A 14,477-nucleotide genomic window follows, 5' to 3' on the forward strand; every position below is an offset into this window, starting at 1 on the left:
AACCGGTGCTAATGCAGAGCCGATGCCAGTCGCCTCAACAGCTTCGCATCATCATAATCATAAACGATTAAAACTTAAAATAATCCCACGCCGTTTCAGGTGTCCGCCAACGCAACGGTCACGGGCAAAATCTGCCTCGCCGGATTAACTCACCGCCGCGGGCAACAGTTCGAGCAAGCGAAGCGGCAGCGCGTAGAATTCGGGCCACAGATAACGCGTCAGCAATCCGCCCGAGCCCGCGAGCAACGCGAAGCCTGCGAGCGAGCGCAGCGAGTAGCTCAACACGAACACTTGCATGCGGGGCACCGCACGTCCCAAGACGGCAAAGGCGAGCGTCACTAAAAAGTTCAGCGCTATAAACGGCGCGGCGATACGCAGTCCCAGTTCAAGCACGCGGGACGTCGCCGTCACCAGACGTTCCGGCGCATCGATTCCAAACGCCGCCGCTCCGGCGGGCGCGAAATCAAAGCTGCGCGCGAAGGCCGCCAGTGAGCCCAGGTGTCCGCCCGCGATGAAAAACATCATGCCGGCAAAGGTTACCAGCAGCGTCGCCACGGGTTCCTGCGCCGGTTGCGGAGCATCGATTCCGGGAATGGCGGTGAGGCCGATTTCGCTGGAGATCACACGTCCGCCCATTTCCACGGCGGCGAAAACCAGACGACCCACCCAGCCCATCACCAGGCCCAGAGCCACTTCACAGGCGGACGCCGCGATCAGTCCGCCGAGCGCGCCGGGAATAGCCGTCACGTGCGGCACCAGTGTGTAGAGTAACGTGGCCAGGCACACCGCGATGGCCGAGCGCAACATCACCGGCAGTGGCCGCCCTGCCAGCGTGGGGAACAACAGGATGAGTCCCAGCGCCCGCAGGAAGATCATCATCCACGCAAATAACAGATCGATCGGCATGGCGCTGCGTCACTGCCCCAGCCCGCCGATGCGTGAGATCATTTCCGCGGTAAACTCGGTCAGCGTGCGCAACAACCACGGCGCGAGCAGAATCATCAGCCCTGAAGTCGCGATAAGTTTGGGCGCAAAGGTCAGCGTCTGTTCCTGGATACTCGTGACCGACTGGATGAGGCTGGTGATCAAGCCCACGACCAGCGTGATCGCCAGGAACGGCGCGACGATGTAGAGGGCAAACACCACCACCGTCTTAAAAATATCGACGGCCATTTCGGGATTCATGGCGGGATGAGGGCGTTAGATATGAAAGCTCTCGACGAGGCTCTTCACCACCAGATGCCAGCCGTCGACGAGGACGAAAAGCAGCAGCTTGAACGGCAGCGAAACGATCGACGGCGGCATCATCATCATGCCGAGCGCCATGAGCACCGATGACACGAGGAAATCAATGACGAGGAACGGCAGGAAAAGCAGGAAGCCCATTTGGAACGCAGTCTGGAGTTCGCTGATCACAAACGCCGGCACCACCACACGGATCGGCAGGTCGCTGACCTTGGTCGGCGGAAACCGGCCCAGCTCGAGGAAGAACTCCAAATCGCGGGTGCGGGTTTGCTTGAGCATGAATTCCTTGAGCGGCGTGGTGGCCTTGTCGAGCGCCTCGCTGGAGGTGACTTGTTTCGCAAGATAGGGTTGGAGTGCTTCGTTGTTCACGCGTTCAAACACGGGCCCCATCAGAAACATCGTCAGAAACAATGAGAGTCCCACGATGATTTGATTGGAGGGAGCCGAGGGAACGCCGATCGCGGTGCGCACAAAACCCAACACGATAACGATGCGCGTGAAGCTCGTCATCAACACGATCATCGAGGGCGCGAGCGTGAGCAGCGTCATCACCACGACGAGCTGGATGGCCACGCTCACATCACCGGTGCCGGCGGAACCTTCGAGCCCGATGTTCAGGCGCAGCGGTGTCGATGCGGCCGGCGGCACGGGCAACGCCATCTCGGCGCCAGTGACCGGTGCAGGCTCGGCTTGGGCAAAACCGGCGGCTTGGAAAAAGCACACGCCGACCACACACACGAAAAGAAGATAGAGGCGTTTCATAACTCGGGGGTGTCGTCGTTTTCGTCGAGTGAACTGAGCATTTGAATCTGCCCAGCGGTCACCCCGAGCAGGAAGCGACGGCCTTCGCAGCCGGCGACGACGAGATACTGGCGGTTGCCGAGGGACTTGGTCTCCTCGATGCGAATGAGCCGGTCGGTGCGCCCGACGCGGGCCAGCGGCATGCCGCGGCGGCGAATCAGCATCCAGCCTCCGCCCATCGCGAGCAGGAGTGCGCCGGCCAGCATCCAGGAGCCGCCACGACCTTCATCGGTCGTTGACGCGGACGCCGGACGCGCTGGCGAATCCTTCGGATAAAGCACGGTGTCGGCCGAGCGTGCATCGGCAGGCGATGCGGACGGCTCGGCGGCACTCATCGGCTGCACCGTCTCCAAAACGGCGCAGCCGACTACTACCACTATCAGCCAGCGGGTGACGCTGGGAATTGTTTGAAGGAGTTTCGGCAACACCCGTTTGCTTTAGCGAGGTGCATGCCATCGAAATCACAACATCCGCTAACACTTAACATCCAATCGCTTAAAACTTTTATTATTAAACCTAACCGCCATTCTTCCGGTCACCGCGAAACCCGGGAGAAGGCCGACGGGAAAAAACTGCCGTCAGGCTCGCACCGGTTTGCGAGGCACCGGCAGATACACGCTCACCGTCGCGCCATAGCCGGCTGACGAGATCACTTCGACGGCCCCTTCGTGAAGATTCACGAGATCGCGCACCGCGGTGAGGCCGAGTCCGCTGCTTGAGAACTTGGTCGTGAAAAACGGCGCAAACATCCGTCCGGCGATTTCCGCGCTGATGCCCCCACCGTCGTCCGTGAGCTGGAGGAATGCATAATCTCCGTCAGCGCGCACGGGTGCTCCGGCCATCGCGGCCAGTTCGGCGGAACTCAACCGGCGGTGACCGGTCACGATCTTAAGCGAACCACGCTGGTTGCCGATGGACTCGGAGGCGTTGAGCGCGAGGTTGAAGAGAATCTGGCGCACACTCAATGGAGCCAGATCCAGATGCGGCAAATCCGTGGAGAGCTGGTAATCAATCGTGATGTTTTTCTTAACGATGGTGCGGATCAGCGTCTGCGATTCCCACACGATGGCGGAAAGTTCGGCCACCGGAGGACCACTCACCGCCGTCGATGAATACTGGAGAAACTCGCGGCATAAAGTGGAGCCCTTCATGCCGGCCTCCACGGCCTGGTCGAGCATCTGACGGGACTTGCTTCCGCGCGGCAGATCCATCGAGGCAATCTGGATGTAACCGAGCACGGCATGCAGGCGGTTGTTGAAATCGTGCACGAGGTGACGACTCATCACGCCGAGGCTCTCGGATTTTTGCACGGCGAGCATTTGTTGCTCGAGCCGGCGACGCTCGCCCTCCACTTGATGGCGGACGATTGCGCTTTGCAGGACGGATTGCAGCTCGCGACCTTCAAACGGGAAATGCACGCAACCATAGGATTTCATGGCGTCCGCATACGCATCATCCATCGCATTACCACGACGCGCCACGGTCACCACGGGCAGGTTGTGCTCCGTGCGCAGACGGCTGTAAACGCACCCGCCGCCCTGCCCGCTCTCCAGATGAAGATCCAACAACACCAGATCGGAATCCGCGCCACGCGAACCGATTTCGGCGGGATCATCGAGCACCGCGACCACATCGTAACCCAGTTCCCCGAGATAACGATCAAGCCCGTCATCATCCGCGAGGGTTTTACCCAAAATTATGAGACGGCCGGCGCTCGATGACTTCATCATTTTTTACGCACTGTATCCAACGGATGTCGGGTGGATCTTATCAAAAGGGAGCGTGGCTCAAGACGGACGCGAACCAACCAGTTCGGTAATCTTGATACCGAAACTGTCCTCGACGACGACGACCTCGCCATAGGCGATCAGCTTGTCGTTGACATAGAGACCGACTGGATCGCTCGCGTGTTGGTTGAGCTGGATGATGGCGCCCGGCGCCAGCGCCAGGACTTCGCGCATGGGCAGCTGGCAGGAGCCGAGCTGGACGGTGACCTTGACCTTGACGTCAAGAACGAGATCGAGCGTGGACGTATCATCAATGAGCGTGGGCATGGGAGGTTTCCTCTGTTTTTAGTTTTTCTGAGATTTTCACGACGACCTTGTCATCATCGAGACCGACGGTGCCGTTGAACTTGGGCACACCGGCGAGGCAGATTCGGGTTTTGTCGACGATATCGACCGGCAGTTCGAGCACGTCACCGACTCGAAGCTGGGTGAGTTCGCGCAACGAAAGATCAAACGCGTCCCACTCGGCGTGGGTCGGCAGCGCGATGTGCGCATACACATCTTTCCATTCGGCGGTGGCTCGCGTCTGGGCGGGCGACGAATCGCGGTTACGTTTGGCCTGAATGGACTTCACCATCGGCTCGATCGTGTAGTATGGCACCCCGATCTGAATCGGCTCCGCACAGTCGCCGAAATCAAACTCGATGGTGAGCGCCAGCATGATGGCGTCCTTGGGTGAAGTCTGGAGAAACCGCCCGTTGTTTTCATGACCGATGATTTCCGGATGCAGATCGGTGTCGTGGTGCCATTGGCCGCACCACTCTTCGAGCACGATACGCAGGATGTCCTCCAGCAGTGCGATTTCGATCTCGGTGAGATAACGATCCACCTTCACCGAGTGTCCGCGCCCCCCGAGCATGCGATCAACGAGCGTGAGTGCGAGGCGAGGATTGATGTCCAAAATACCCACGCCCTGCAACGGTTCGACCTTGAACAGACACAAGTGCGTCGGATTCGGCAGACCCTCGGTAAACTTCGCGTAGGTGAGCGTCGTGAGCTTCGACATCTTCATTGTGCACTCCATGCGCAGGAAAAGCGCGAGTCGTGCGGAAAGATAACGAATGAAATCCTCGTGAATGAGACGCAGACGACGCAGATCGACTTCGGTGAGGAAAACCGGATTCCGGAAATCGTAAGCTTCGACCTTAGGAGCGGCCGCATTGGCATCGCGACGGCCATCGGCGCGGTAGATGAGCGGTTTCGCCGGTTCGACGGCTTGCGAAAGCAGGCGGTCAATCTCGCTTTGATCGAGAATGGACGAGAGATCGTTGTCGTCGGACATGGGAAGGACGTTTACTGCACCACGAAGTCGGAGAAGAAAATCTGCTCGGCGACCTTGCGACCCAGCGCCTGATTGTAGGACTGGATCAGTTTTTCACGGATCAGGTTTTTAGAGCCGGCTTCCTCCAGATCGGCGAGCGAGAGCGAGGACAACACGTTGAGCGTCACATCCAGCAATGCGGGGCGTTTCTCATCGAAGATGGACTTGATCGCGCCATCGGAACCGGTGACCAGGAACGTCGTTTTGAGATAACGAGTGCCCATGGTGCCGGACAGATTCACAACGATGTTTTCAAACGTGTATCCACTGGCGGCGGACGCGGCTTCGCCACCTTTGGCCGCCTTGCCGTGACCGCTGGCTTCTTTGCCGTGACCACCTTCGGCCGCAGTCTCGGCGACATGTGCCGGCTCGCCAGCAGCGGCGGAACCCAACTCTTTTTTCAGCTGCGGGATGAGCACGAACTGGCACACCGCCCAGGTGATCGCCGGTGCGGCCACGATCGCCATGATCGCGGGAAGCATTGAGGAGCCTCCGCCTTTCTTGGCGGCGCCCGCCTCGGCCGGAGCCGACGCTTCGGGAGTTTCGGATTTGGAGGACATGGCGGCTTATCAGCGCTTGAGGTTGACGATGTCCTCGAGCACGGAGTCGGAGACCGTGACAAGACGCGAGCTGGCCTGGAAGGAACGTTGCGTCGTGATCATGTTGGCGAACTCCTCGGTGAGATCCACATTAGAGAGTTCGAGTGTGCCTGACTCGATGGTGCCGAGGCCGTTTTGGCCGGCGCCGTTGGCGGCGGTGAGCGCAACACCACCGATCGCACCGGCGGCAGAAAACCCCGTGTAGAGATTGTTGCCCTCTTTTTGGAGTGCACTCGGGTCGGTGTAGTTTTGCAGGAGCAGACGGTTGCTGGTGAGCGAGGAACCGTCGGAGTAAAACTCAACAACGTTGCCGAGGCGGTCCACCGAGTAGGACTGCAACTCGGTGCCGGTCGGCGGCGTTGTATTCAAGCGGATGTCGCCCACGGTGCCCGGAGCCGAAGAGCTGGTGCCACCGGTGAGGCCCTGCACACGATAACCCTCGGAGGTGACCAAGTAGCCCTGGTCGTCGAAGCGGAAGTTGCCGGCACGCGAGGCGTATTCCTGTCCGTCGACGGTGTTAACGACGCGGAAAAAACCATTACCGGAAACACCGAGGTCGCTGCCCACGCCCGTTGTGGTGAGCGCGCCCTGTCCGTAATTCGACGTGATGCCCGCGATGCGCACGCCGGTGCCCACCTGGATCGATGATTGATTGGGAGTAGTGCCGTTTGACGGAGCGGAACCGCGCAGCGTGTTGCTAAAGCTGTCGGCAAAGCTCGCCTGGGAGCTCTTGTAGCCGACGGTGTTCACGTTCGCGATGTTGTTGCCGATGACTTCGAGGCCTTTGGTGAAACTGCGCAGGGCGCTGACGCCTGAGGTAAGAGTGCCGATGAGTGACATGAGAATGCGGATTTTATGGTTGGTTTAGAATGAGGATCAGGCGGCCGGTTGAACCGGAGCCTGGGAAACGCGCATCAGCCCTTCGTAGGAATAAGCCGTGCCGTTGATGGAAAGTAGCGGGCCGGTCTCGGTCTGCTCGACGGAGTCAACGATACCGGTAACGGCCGCGCCGCTCGGATTGACCACCGTGACCTGGCGGCCGAGCAAGGAACCCGCCGAAGCGAGCTGAGTGTCGAGACGCATGGCCTGAAAACTTTTATTGAGCTCGGTTGTCTGCTGCAGGGAGCTGAACTGCGCCATCTGGGCGATCGACTGCGTGTCGTCCATGGGCTTCATCGGGTCCTGCTGTTGAAGCTGCACCGTGAGCAGTTTCAAAAAATCATTCTGCCCGAGCGCCTTTTGCGGAATGCGGTTGGAGGTGTCGGCCGTGGCGGCCGCGCCGAGGGAATTGACGGAGTTTACTTGCATGATTTTTAAGCGAAGGCGTGGAGAAGGCGGTCATGGGAACTGCGAGATCCGGCCGCCGGAAGAACCGTCGCAGGTGAAAAACGGGAGCTCCGCAAGGAGCCGGAAAGAGTCGCATCAGGCTGCGCGGCCGGATCATTCGCGTGAGAAGAATACTGCTGGCGCGCATCGCCACCGGCCGATGAGCCTGCGTTGCGCTGATCGGGAGAACCGGAGAAATCCGCCGTGCGGGTAAACACCGGTTCGGAAACCCGATACTCGCGCGGCTGCTGGATCGCGGCTGCCGCATAACCCTGCCACTCGTGGCTCAACGCCGCGCGCAGCGAATCCGAATCGGTGCGAAACGTCGTCTGCACATCGCCGTCGCGATAAGCGAGCCGCACAGAAAGTTCGGTGTCGTCCTTAAAATTGAACTTCACCTCTACCGAGTTGCGCTCGCGGGCTCGAAACTCGTGCGTCAGCTCGACGACTTCGCGCACCACGCCGGCGGCATCAACCGCGTGGGAAGAGATTTTGAGCTCGGGCTCACTTGAACTCACGCCAGCCGATCCACCGGCAACGATCGCTGGAGATTGCAGCGGAGTGACGGCAGCAAACTCACGCCCCACGCTCACGCCCGGTTCAGCAACCGGCAGAGATGAGAGGGAATCGGGTTTGGTGCGCATGACGTCGCGAGACTTTGCATTTACGGTGCCAAGCGTCTTTTCACTTCCTACATCTACTTTATTATCAACAATTAAAAAATTATTAATTGGTGCTGAATCCACGGTCTTCAACGCCGGCTCCAGCGCTGCAATCACCGGTGCGGCAATTTTTTCCACGCGCATTTCAGGCTGCGCAACGTCCGCCGGAGTCATTGCGGTGGCGACGCGATTGGCCGGTGTGGCCACGGGGGCCATGGCGTTCATCGGAGTCGATGATTTCTCCAGCTCGTTACCGGCCGACACCGGCTCGGGCACGGAAACCGGAACTGCGCTCACATCTCGTATCTCAGGCTGCGCACGCGTCGTCGCATCAGACAATGTATGCACCTCAGCACTAAACGGCCGGGCGGATCGATTACCCGCTGATGGTGCTTCGATGGTCTTCAGCTCGGGCAACGAAACGATCAAGGGCGCACTGATTGCCTCCGAGAGAATTTCGACGGGAACGATCGGCGTCGCCGGCTGCGCGTCATCTGAAACGGTCTTAGTTTCGACGTCGGCCGCCGGCACCTCACTCGCCACATCGGAATCAATCACCGGCTTTTTCTCGATCACTTGAGCGCTGTTGAGTTGAATGGCTCGCGGTGAAGTGGAAAGCGCCGGCGGAACGGCCGCCACGAAACCAGTCCCTGCGGGCGCGCGGCCCGGCGACTCGGCCCGGAGAGGCTGCACGCTAGGAACGGGCGCGGTGTCGGTGCATTCGCCCAACACACTGGAAAAGATATTGCCGGAGTTATCACCAGAATCGTCGGCTAGCAGCGGAACCAGACCGGAAAAATCCGTGCCGTTGAGAGGGGAAACGATGCCGCCATCGGTCGGCGGAAAACCAGCGGGAAGCGTGGTCATGCGGAGGAGATTCAGGGTGTGCGTTTGGCCGCTTTCACCAGACGAAGTCGGTCGGTGAACTGCGCGGCTCGCTTGGTCAGTTCGGGGTCCGGCGATGATCCCATTTCCTGCAAAATCGGGCTCACAACATCGCTCTTCATCAGATAGAGAATTTTAACCGCAGTGGTTTCATCCAGCTTCTGAAGAATACCGACGGCGGCCTTCGGAGTGAGTTCGCTGTAGGTCTTCGCGAGGGTTTTAAGATTTTTGGACTCCTCGGCTTCAAACTCCACCAGCGTGCCCACGGCTTCGACGCGCAACGCTTCGATCTGTTTGCGGGTTTTCTCCAGCTCTCGTTGATCGGCGGAAAAACGCTCCTCACGAGCGGCCACGGCTTGTTCACGCACGGCCAGCGCAGCCTTCTGATCCTTCAACTCGGCGGCGAGATTCTCGATCTCGAGCGTCCAAAAATCCCACGGTTTCTCAGGGCGAACCGGTTCGTGCGCCACGGTCTGCTCCGCTCGAACCACGCGGGCAAGTTTCATCGCCTCACTCCAGAATACACCGATTCCGGTGCCTACGCCGAGCAGTAGACCCAACGCGACACACACAACAGGATTGGAAAGCAATTTCATGGCTAAAGATCAGCTCGCGCGGGCAACGAGGGCGTTGGTGCGATCATCGAGCAGCGCCTGCTCCTCGCGTTCATAAGCCTGGCGATAAGTGGTGCGCGCCTTGGCCTCCAGCGTCTCGATCAACCGCACATCACGACGCGATTCGATCCAGCTTTCGCGGGCACGATCCATCTCGGTGCGGCGTTGGGCGACGAGTTCCGAGGCCTGGGTCTTGAGCGCGATCTCTTCAGACAACGCTTGCATGAATGCGATCTGCGCGGCGGGCCGGAAAAGTCCGCAGCGCTCAGCCGCGATGATCTCCTCAAGCTCGACGATGCGGGTGTTGATGCGGGCAAGGGCCTCCTCGGAGGCGACGTAGGCATGCACAGCGGCGGCAAAGCGCTCGCGTCGATCACTCTCCCTCAACTTGCGTTGGGTGGCCACCGAGTGGAGCGGGAAGCGGAATTTTTTCATGAGATGAACAAAGTTTATCTGCTATTGCACAGCCGGTGCCATTCGCTCCGGTCAATTTGCTTAACGTTTAATTACAGTGTTTTAAAAATTTAATCCTTTCAGATTCATCCGGTAATTAGCCGCCGCACCATTGACCGGCAAAATCTTCCCTCCCCTCGCCCGCAGGCATACCGCGATCTCAGCCGACGATTTTTTTAAGCGCCGCGTAAGTATCCGATCGCTCGATACGGTCATGCGTAGGCTGGCGAAGAAAGGCGCGTAACGGCTCATGCATTGCGACCGCCTGGTCGAGTGATGGGTTCCCGCCCTTTTGATAGGCGCCGATGGTGATCAGATCCTCGCTCTTGCGATAGTTGGCCAGGTGTTCGCGCGCGCGCCCGACCGAGGCGACTTCGTCGGGGGCACACACGTCGTTTACCAGTCGCGAAACGCTTTCGAGCACGTCGATCGCCGGATAATGATTCGCATGGGCGAGCGCACGGGACAGCACGATATGTCCATCGAGAATACCGCGCACGGCATCGGCCACCGGTTCGTTCATATCGTCGCCATCCACCAGCACCGTGTAGATCGCGGTGATCGAGCCGGTTTCACCCGAGCCGGCGCGTTCCAACAGGCGCGGCAGCTTGGCGAAGACCGAGGGCGTGTAGCCGCGCGTCGCTGGTGGCTCGCCCACGGCCAGACCGATTTCACGCTGGGCCATGGCGAAGCGCGTAACGCTGTCCATGAGCAGAAGCACATTGGCACCGGCATCCCGGTAAGACTCGGCGATCGCCGTCGCGGTGTAGGCGGCACGCATGCGCAGCGGCGCCGGTGTATCGCTGGTGGAGACGACGACCACGCTGCGCTTAAGACCTTCTTCACCGAGATCTTTTTCGAGGAACTCACGCAACTCGCGTCCGCGCTCGCCCACGAGGCCCACGACCACGACATCGGCCTCGGCACCGCGGGCGATCATTGAAAGCAAAGTCGATTTACCCACGCCGGAGCCGGCGAAGAGACCGACACGTTGTCCGCGGCCCAGCGGCGTAAAGGCATCGATAGCGCGCACGCCCGAGACAAACGGTTGTTTGATGCGCTGGCGGCGCAACGGATGCGGCGGCTTGGACATCGTGACATCGCCCCGACGCGTGATCAACGGCCCCAATCCATCCATGGGCCGGCCGAGCGCGTCGAGCACACGTCCCAACAATTGCGGTCCGGGCGCGGGCAACGGCGGCATGTCGCACGCCATGACCTCGGCCCCGGCGTGGAGGCCGTTGATTTCATCGAGCGGCATGAGCAGCACATGCTGTCCGCGGAAACCGACCACCTCGGCCAGACTGTCGAAGTCACCGCGCTCGGAACGGATTTTGCAAAGTTCACCCAAGCCTACGTTCGGGCCTTCGCTCTCGATGATGAGACCGGTGACGCCGGTGACGCGACCGATGCGCCGCACAGTGGGCAAGGCGCGCACCTGCGCGCGGAGGCTTTCAATCATCAAGGGAACTTCCGTCATGGGAGATGGGGTCAGGAGGCGAGCAACTCGCGCTCAAGGTTTTCGAGTTTGTCGGAAATGCGGGCGTCGGTGATGCCGAAGCGACTGCGCACCTGGCAGTCGCCCGGCGATAGCGATGCATCGGCGGTCACCCGCAACCCCGGATAACGTGACGACCAGGACGGGTTCAGTTTTTCCAGCAAGCCCGCGTCGCGGGAGCAAATGATCAGCTCCAGATTTTCACGTTCAGGATAGAGCGCCTCAAGCACCTCGCGGCAATGGGCCTGCACCACATCGACCGGCGGCTCGTAGCCCGCGAGCAAACGACGGGCGAGATCGATGGCCAGGGCGGGCAACGCGTTTTGCAACTGCGCGACGATCGCCGGCTCCACGCCGGTGATCCGGCTCAAAAGACCTTCCTGCAATTGCTGCACATCGTGGCGCAGGTCGACCAGCTGCTGATCGGCAAACGCGCGGGCGGCATCGGCTCCCTCGCGATACGCGGCCGCACGGATTTCGGAGAGTTCCCGCTCATCGAGCGCGCGCGATTTTCCGGCAATGGACGCACCGGCGAGCGGACGATCGAACGGAACCAAACGGGTAAAGGAAGGCATGGCAAAAAATGGAATTAACCAACGACTGCGGAGTCGCCTCCATCGAGCGAGATGACGCCCTCATCCTCGAGACGACGCACGACCTGAATGATCGCATCCTGCGCCACCTCGACATCCTTGAGACGCACGGGGCCGAGCATGCTGATTTCGTCCCGCAGGCTCTCGGCGGCACGCTTGGAAATGGATTCGTAGATCTTTTCCTTGATGGGCTCGCTCGCCGATTTCATGGCGATGCCCAGATTGGCGGAATCGACCTCGCGCAATACGCGTTGCAGATCGGCCGGTTGCAGGCGGCTCAGATCCTCGAAGCTGAACATCTTCTTGCGAATGGCGGCACCGAGCTGGGCGTTGCGCTCCTCGAGACGGATCAGCAGACTCTTGGAAATTTCCTTCTCCATGCCATTGAGCAAATCGGCCACCACCCGCACGCCACCGCTTTGATGGAAGGTCGGGCGGGTCTTGTGATCGAGGTGTTTGCCGAGATTGCGCACGATCTTGCCGACCAGATCGATGGACGTGCTGTCGATCGTTCCTAGACGCTCGATGATTTCCTCGCGCAGGTCGGGACTGAACAACGTGAAGACCTCGGCCGCCTTGTCCTTGCCGAGATACGACAACAGGAACGACACAGTCTGCGGCTGCTCGCTCTTGATGAGATTAAAAATCTGACGGCCCTCCATCTCGGCGATTTCTTGAATGATTTCCACGGTGCTGCCCGAAGGCGTGGCGCCCACGCGGCTGAGGATGGCGTTGGCCTTGTAGTCGCCACGGGCGCGCTCCAAGGCGCCACGGGCGAAATCCATGCCTCCGAGCGTGGATGCAACGCTCTCGCCGACGATCGGTGAAAACTCCTCCAACACCTGCCGCGCCAGCACGTCCGTCACCATGGGAAACTGGCTCATCTCACGGCAAAGAACCTCCGCCTCGGCATCATCAAACTGCTTGAGCACCTCGGAGGCGGCCTGCGTGCCGATCACGATGAGGAAAACAGCCAGCTTCTGCTGACGGTTGAGTTTGGAATAGTCCGCAACGGGTGCGGCGGGAGTGGCTTCGGCGGTGGCGCTCATGGGATACGAAGGACGGGTTTAGTTTTTCTTCACCGCCATGTAATCACGGAGGGCATTGCCGATGTTGGCGGGCTTTTGCTGGATGAGCTGGTTCAACATATCGGGCGTGAGCACCGAGTGTCCGTTGGAACCCAGGGATGCGCCACCGGCGGCGGCCGGCACGGAGAGCAGCTCGATCGGAACGGGCTCGGGCTTCTGCCGGCTCAACATGCGAACGAAGAAAAACAGCACCAAGGCACCCACGCCGATCGGCAGATACGCACCAACGGTTTCAATCCAACTCTGGATACGCGTCTCGGATTGGATCTGCTGAATCTGCGCCGACACGGGCTCGGTAAGAAACGGCAGCTCTTGCAGGCTCACGAGACTGTCGAGGCTCTGTCCGTCGACCGCCTTGAGACCGAGCGCGTTGATCACAATCTTGCGCAACGCCTGGATTTCTTCCGGCGTGCGAATCTGCGCCACGGGCTCGGTGCCGGGCGCGGCGCCGGCGGGAACCGGAGCATACCGCTGCGCCACGAACACGGCGGCCGTGACATTGCGAATGGCACCCGGCTGGCGGCTCGTGTTGGTAAGCGTGCGGTTAATCTCGTAGGATGTGGTGCGGTTTTTGCGATTGGTCTCGGTGATGTTACTGGGGCGGGAGGCGGCGGGCTCGGCGCCGGCTTTTTCAGGCGTGTTGGCGGCCACCCCCGTGGAGCCGCCGGAACGTTGTTCGCTGGAATTGGAAATATCCTCGGTCTGTGTCTGGCTGCGCACGACCTGGCCATCCGGATCATACTTTTCCTCGGTGCGCGTCGTGGACTCGGTTTCGATCTCGGCGGAGACACGCACAACGGTGTTGCCGGCGCCCACGACGGGCAGAAGCATCGTCTCCACTTTTTTCGCGAGGTAGTCTTCGATCTGCTGACGGTAGCGCATCTGCGACGAAGCACTGGCGAGGGTCGGGTCCTGTTTCAGATCCTCGGAGAGCACACGGCCCTTCTGGTCAACGACTGCGACCTGGTCGATGAGCAGACCCTGCACGGCGTTGGCCACGAGATTGCGAATGCTGTTCACCGCCTCGGGTTCGAGCCGGGGTTTGGTGAGTTCGACGAAAACGGAAGCGGTGGGCTTCACGCTTTGGTTGGTCACGAGCAGACGATTCTCAGGCTGCACGATCATCACGCGAGCGCTGCGCACGCCGTCGAGTTGTGAGATGGTGCGGGCGAGTTCGCCCTGCAAGGCACGCAGGTAATTGGTGCGCTGCACGAAGTCGGAAAGGCCGAACTGGCCCTTGTCAAAAATCTCAAAACCCACGCCTTCGCCGGAGGGAACGCCCTTGCCGGCGAGATCCATGCGCAACCGGTGAACCCGATCGGCCGGCACGTAGATCGTGTTGCCGCCGTTGGCTATTTTATGAGGGATGTTTTGCGCCTGAAGCTGCGCGATGATCTGGGACGAATCCTTCTCGGAGAGTTTGCCGTAGAGCAACTGGTAGTCGGGCTGATGCGACCAGAGCACGACACCGATCAATCCCGCGACCACGGCGGCGGCGGCCACCACGAGCGTGACGCGCTGGTTGATCCCGAGTTGGGTCCAAAGTCCGAGAAGTGATTGGGTAAAGGCTTTCATGCGGCGGATGCAGGCGGAGTCAGAAAACGA

General features: G+C 60.2%; 17 protein-coding genes. All 17 read right to left on the minus strand.

Features of this window, described 5'->3' with window-relative positions:
- Positions 1–144: 144 nt before the first annotated feature.
- The 17 genes from FPL22_RS04885 to fliF all read right to left on the minus strand — a co-directional run bounded on the left by FPL22_RS04885 (position 145) and on the right by fliF (position 14,447).
- Positions 145–879, minus strand: a complete 735-nt coding sequence (locus tag FPL22_RS04885; RefSeq protein WP_238991313.1) for a flagellar biosynthetic protein FliR — start codon at positions 877–879, stop codon at positions 145–147.
- Positions 880–915: 36 nt separating this feature from the next.
- Positions 916–1,185: a flagellar biosynthetic protein FliQ gene (locus tag FPL22_RS04890; protein WP_144228985.1), complete on the minus strand. Its 270-nt coding sequence runs from the start codon at positions 1,183–1,185 to the stop codon at positions 916–918.
- A gap of 15 nt (positions 1,186–1,200) precedes the next feature.
- On the minus strand, positions 1,201–2,007 hold the full coding sequence (gene fliP / locus FPL22_RS04895) for a flagellar type III secretion system pore protein FliP (protein ID WP_144228986.1): 807 nt from the start codon (positions 2,005–2,007) through the stop codon (positions 1,201–1,203).
- The gene (locus FPL22_RS04900) at positions 2,004–2,474 is read right to left on the minus strand and encodes a FliO/MopB family protein (RefSeq protein WP_162525194.1); all 471 of its coding nucleotides are present in this window, start codon (positions 2,472–2,474) and stop codon (positions 2,004–2,006) included. Before FPL22_RS04900 ends, fliP begins: the two co-directional genes overlap by 4 nt.
- 150 nt (positions 2,475–2,624) lie before the next feature.
- Entirely contained in the window at positions 2,625–3,776 is a 1,152-nt protein-coding gene (locus FPL22_RS04905; RefSeq protein WP_144228988.1) for an ATP-binding protein, read from the minus strand.
- Positions 3,777–3,833: 57 nt separating this feature from the next.
- Positions 3,834–4,100 carry a flagellar motor switch protein FliN gene (gene fliN, locus FPL22_RS04910; RefSeq protein WP_144228989.1) on the minus strand — a complete coding sequence of 89 codons (267 nt, stop codon included), beginning with the start codon at positions 4,098–4,100 and terminating at the stop codon, positions 3,834–3,836.
- A complete protein-coding gene (locus tag FPL22_RS04915; RefSeq protein ID WP_144228990.1) occupies positions 4,084–5,115 on the minus strand; it encodes a flagellar motor switch protein FliM in 1,032 nt (343 codons plus the stop codon). The genes fliN and FPL22_RS04915 overlap by 17 nt, the downstream gene beginning before the upstream one ends.
- Positions 5,116–5,126: 11 nt before the next feature.
- On the minus strand, positions 5,127–5,714 hold the full coding sequence (locus FPL22_RS04920) for a flagellar basal body-associated FliL family protein (RefSeq protein WP_144228991.1): 588 nt from the start codon (positions 5,712–5,714) through the stop codon (positions 5,127–5,129).
- A gap of 9 nt (positions 5,715–5,723) precedes the next feature.
- Positions 5,724–6,593 (minus strand): flagellar hook-basal body protein, encoded by an 870-nt coding sequence (locus FPL22_RS04925; protein ID WP_144228992.1) that lies wholly within the window; start codon positions 6,591–6,593, stop codon positions 5,724–5,726.
- Between the two features lie 36 nt (positions 6,594–6,629).
- Positions 6,630–7,061 (minus strand): flagellar hook capping FlgD N-terminal domain-containing protein, encoded by a 432-nt coding sequence (locus FPL22_RS04930; RefSeq protein ID WP_144228993.1) that lies wholly within the window; start codon positions 7,059–7,061, stop codon positions 6,630–6,632.
- A gap of 5 nt (positions 7,062–7,066) precedes the next feature.
- Positions 7,067–8,608, minus strand: a complete 1,542-nt coding sequence (locus FPL22_RS04935) for a hypothetical protein (protein WP_144228994.1) — start codon at positions 8,606–8,608, stop codon at positions 7,067–7,069.
- Positions 8,609–8,619: 11 nt separating this feature from the next.
- Positions 8,620–9,222, minus strand: coding sequence for a MotE family protein (locus FPL22_RS04940; protein WP_144228995.1), 603 nt, complete (start codon positions 9,220–9,222; stop codon positions 8,620–8,622).
- Positions 9,223–9,231: 9 nt separating this feature from the next.
- Positions 9,232–9,675, minus strand: coding sequence for a flagellar export protein FliJ (locus tag FPL22_RS04945; RefSeq protein ID WP_144228996.1), 444 nt, complete (start codon positions 9,673–9,675; stop codon positions 9,232–9,234).
- A 178-nt stretch (positions 9,676–9,853) separates the two neighbouring features.
- On the minus strand, positions 9,854–11,173 hold the full coding sequence (locus FPL22_RS04950) for a FliI/YscN family ATPase (RefSeq protein ID WP_144228997.1): 1,320 nt from the start codon (positions 11,171–11,173) through the stop codon (positions 9,854–9,856).
- Between the two features lie 11 nt (positions 11,174–11,184).
- Positions 11,185–11,766 (minus strand): FliH/SctL family protein, encoded by a 582-nt coding sequence (locus FPL22_RS04955; protein WP_144228998.1) that lies wholly within the window; start codon positions 11,764–11,766, stop codon positions 11,185–11,187.
- Positions 11,767–11,780: 14 nt separating this feature from the next.
- On the minus strand, positions 11,781–12,833 hold the full coding sequence (gene fliG, locus FPL22_RS04960) for a flagellar motor switch protein FliG (protein ID WP_144228999.1): 1,053 nt from the start codon (positions 12,831–12,833) through the stop codon (positions 11,781–11,783).
- 18 nt (positions 12,834–12,851) lie between these two features.
- Positions 12,852–14,447 carry a flagellar basal-body MS-ring/collar protein FliF gene (fliF, locus tag FPL22_RS04965; protein WP_144229000.1) on the minus strand — a complete coding sequence of 532 codons (1,596 nt, stop codon included), beginning with the start codon at positions 14,445–14,447 and terminating at the stop codon, positions 12,852–12,854.
- Positions 14,448–14,477: the final 30 nt, after the last annotated feature.

This window comes from Rariglobus hedericola (assembly GCF_007559335.1).
Taxonomy (GTDB): domain Bacteria; phylum Verrucomicrobiota; class Verrucomicrobiia; order Opitutales; family Opitutaceae; genus Rariglobus; species Rariglobus hedericola.

Bases quoted from the DNA above. Each gene is read 5' to 3' on its own strand.
- FPL22_RS04925 (WP_144228992.1), bottom strand. From the start codon at position 6,593: ATGTCACTCATCGGCACTCTTACCTCAGGCGTCAGCGCCCTGCGCAGT.
- FPL22_RS04890 (WP_144228985.1), bottom strand. From the start codon at position 1,185: ATGAATCCCGAAATGGCCGTCGATATTTTTAAGACGGTGGTGGTGTTT.
- FPL22_RS04905 (WP_144228988.1), bottom strand. From the start codon at position 3,776: ATGATGAAGTCATCGAGCGCCGGCCGTCTCATAATTTTGGGTAAAACC.
- fliG (WP_144228999.1), bottom strand. From the start codon at position 12,833: ATGAGCGCCACCGCCGAAGCCACTCCCGCCGCACCCGTTGCGGACTAT.
- FPL22_RS04945 (WP_144228996.1), bottom strand. From the start codon at position 9,675: ATGAAAAAATTCCGCTTCCCGCTCCACTCGGTGGCCACCCAACGCAAG.
- FPL22_RS04915 (WP_144228990.1), bottom strand. From the start codon at position 5,115: ATGTCCGACGACAACGATCTCTCGTCCATTCTCGATCAAAGCGAGATT.
- fliN (WP_144228989.1), bottom strand. From the start codon at position 4,100: ATGCCCACGCTCATTGATGATACGTCCACGCTCGATCTCGTTCTTGAC.
- FPL22_RS04955 (WP_144228998.1), bottom strand. From the start codon at position 11,766: ATGCCTTCCTTTACCCGTTTGGTTCCGTTCGATCGTCCGCTCGCCGGT.
- FPL22_RS04935 (WP_144228994.1), bottom strand. From the start codon at position 8,608: ATGACCACGCTTCCCGCTGGTTTTCCGCCGACCGATGGCGGCATCGTT.
- fliF (WP_144229000.1), bottom strand. From the start codon at position 14,447: ATGAAAGCCTTTACCCAATCACTTCTCGGACTTTGGACCCAACTCGGG.
- FPL22_RS04930 (WP_144228993.1), bottom strand. From the start codon at position 7,061: ATGCAAGTAAACTCCGTCAATTCCCTCGGCGCGGCCGCCACGGCCGAC.
- FPL22_RS04940 (WP_144228995.1), bottom strand. From the start codon at position 9,222: ATGAAATTGCTTTCCAATCCTGTTGTGTGTGTCGCGTTGGGTCTACTG.
- fliP (WP_144228986.1), bottom strand. From the start codon at position 2,007: ATGAAACGCCTCTATCTTCTTTTCGTGTGTGTGGTCGGCGTGTGCTTT.
- FPL22_RS04920 (WP_144228991.1), bottom strand. From the start codon at position 5,714: ATGTCCTCCAAATCCGAAACTCCCGAAGCGTCGGCTCCGGCCGAGGCG.
- FPL22_RS04885 (WP_238991313.1), bottom strand. From the start codon at position 879: ATGATGATCTTCCTGCGGGCGCTGGGACTCATCCTGTTGTTCCCCACG.
- FPL22_RS04950 (WP_144228997.1), bottom strand. From the start codon at position 11,173: ATGACGGAAGTTCCCTTGATGATTGAAAGCCTCCGCGCGCAGGTGCGC.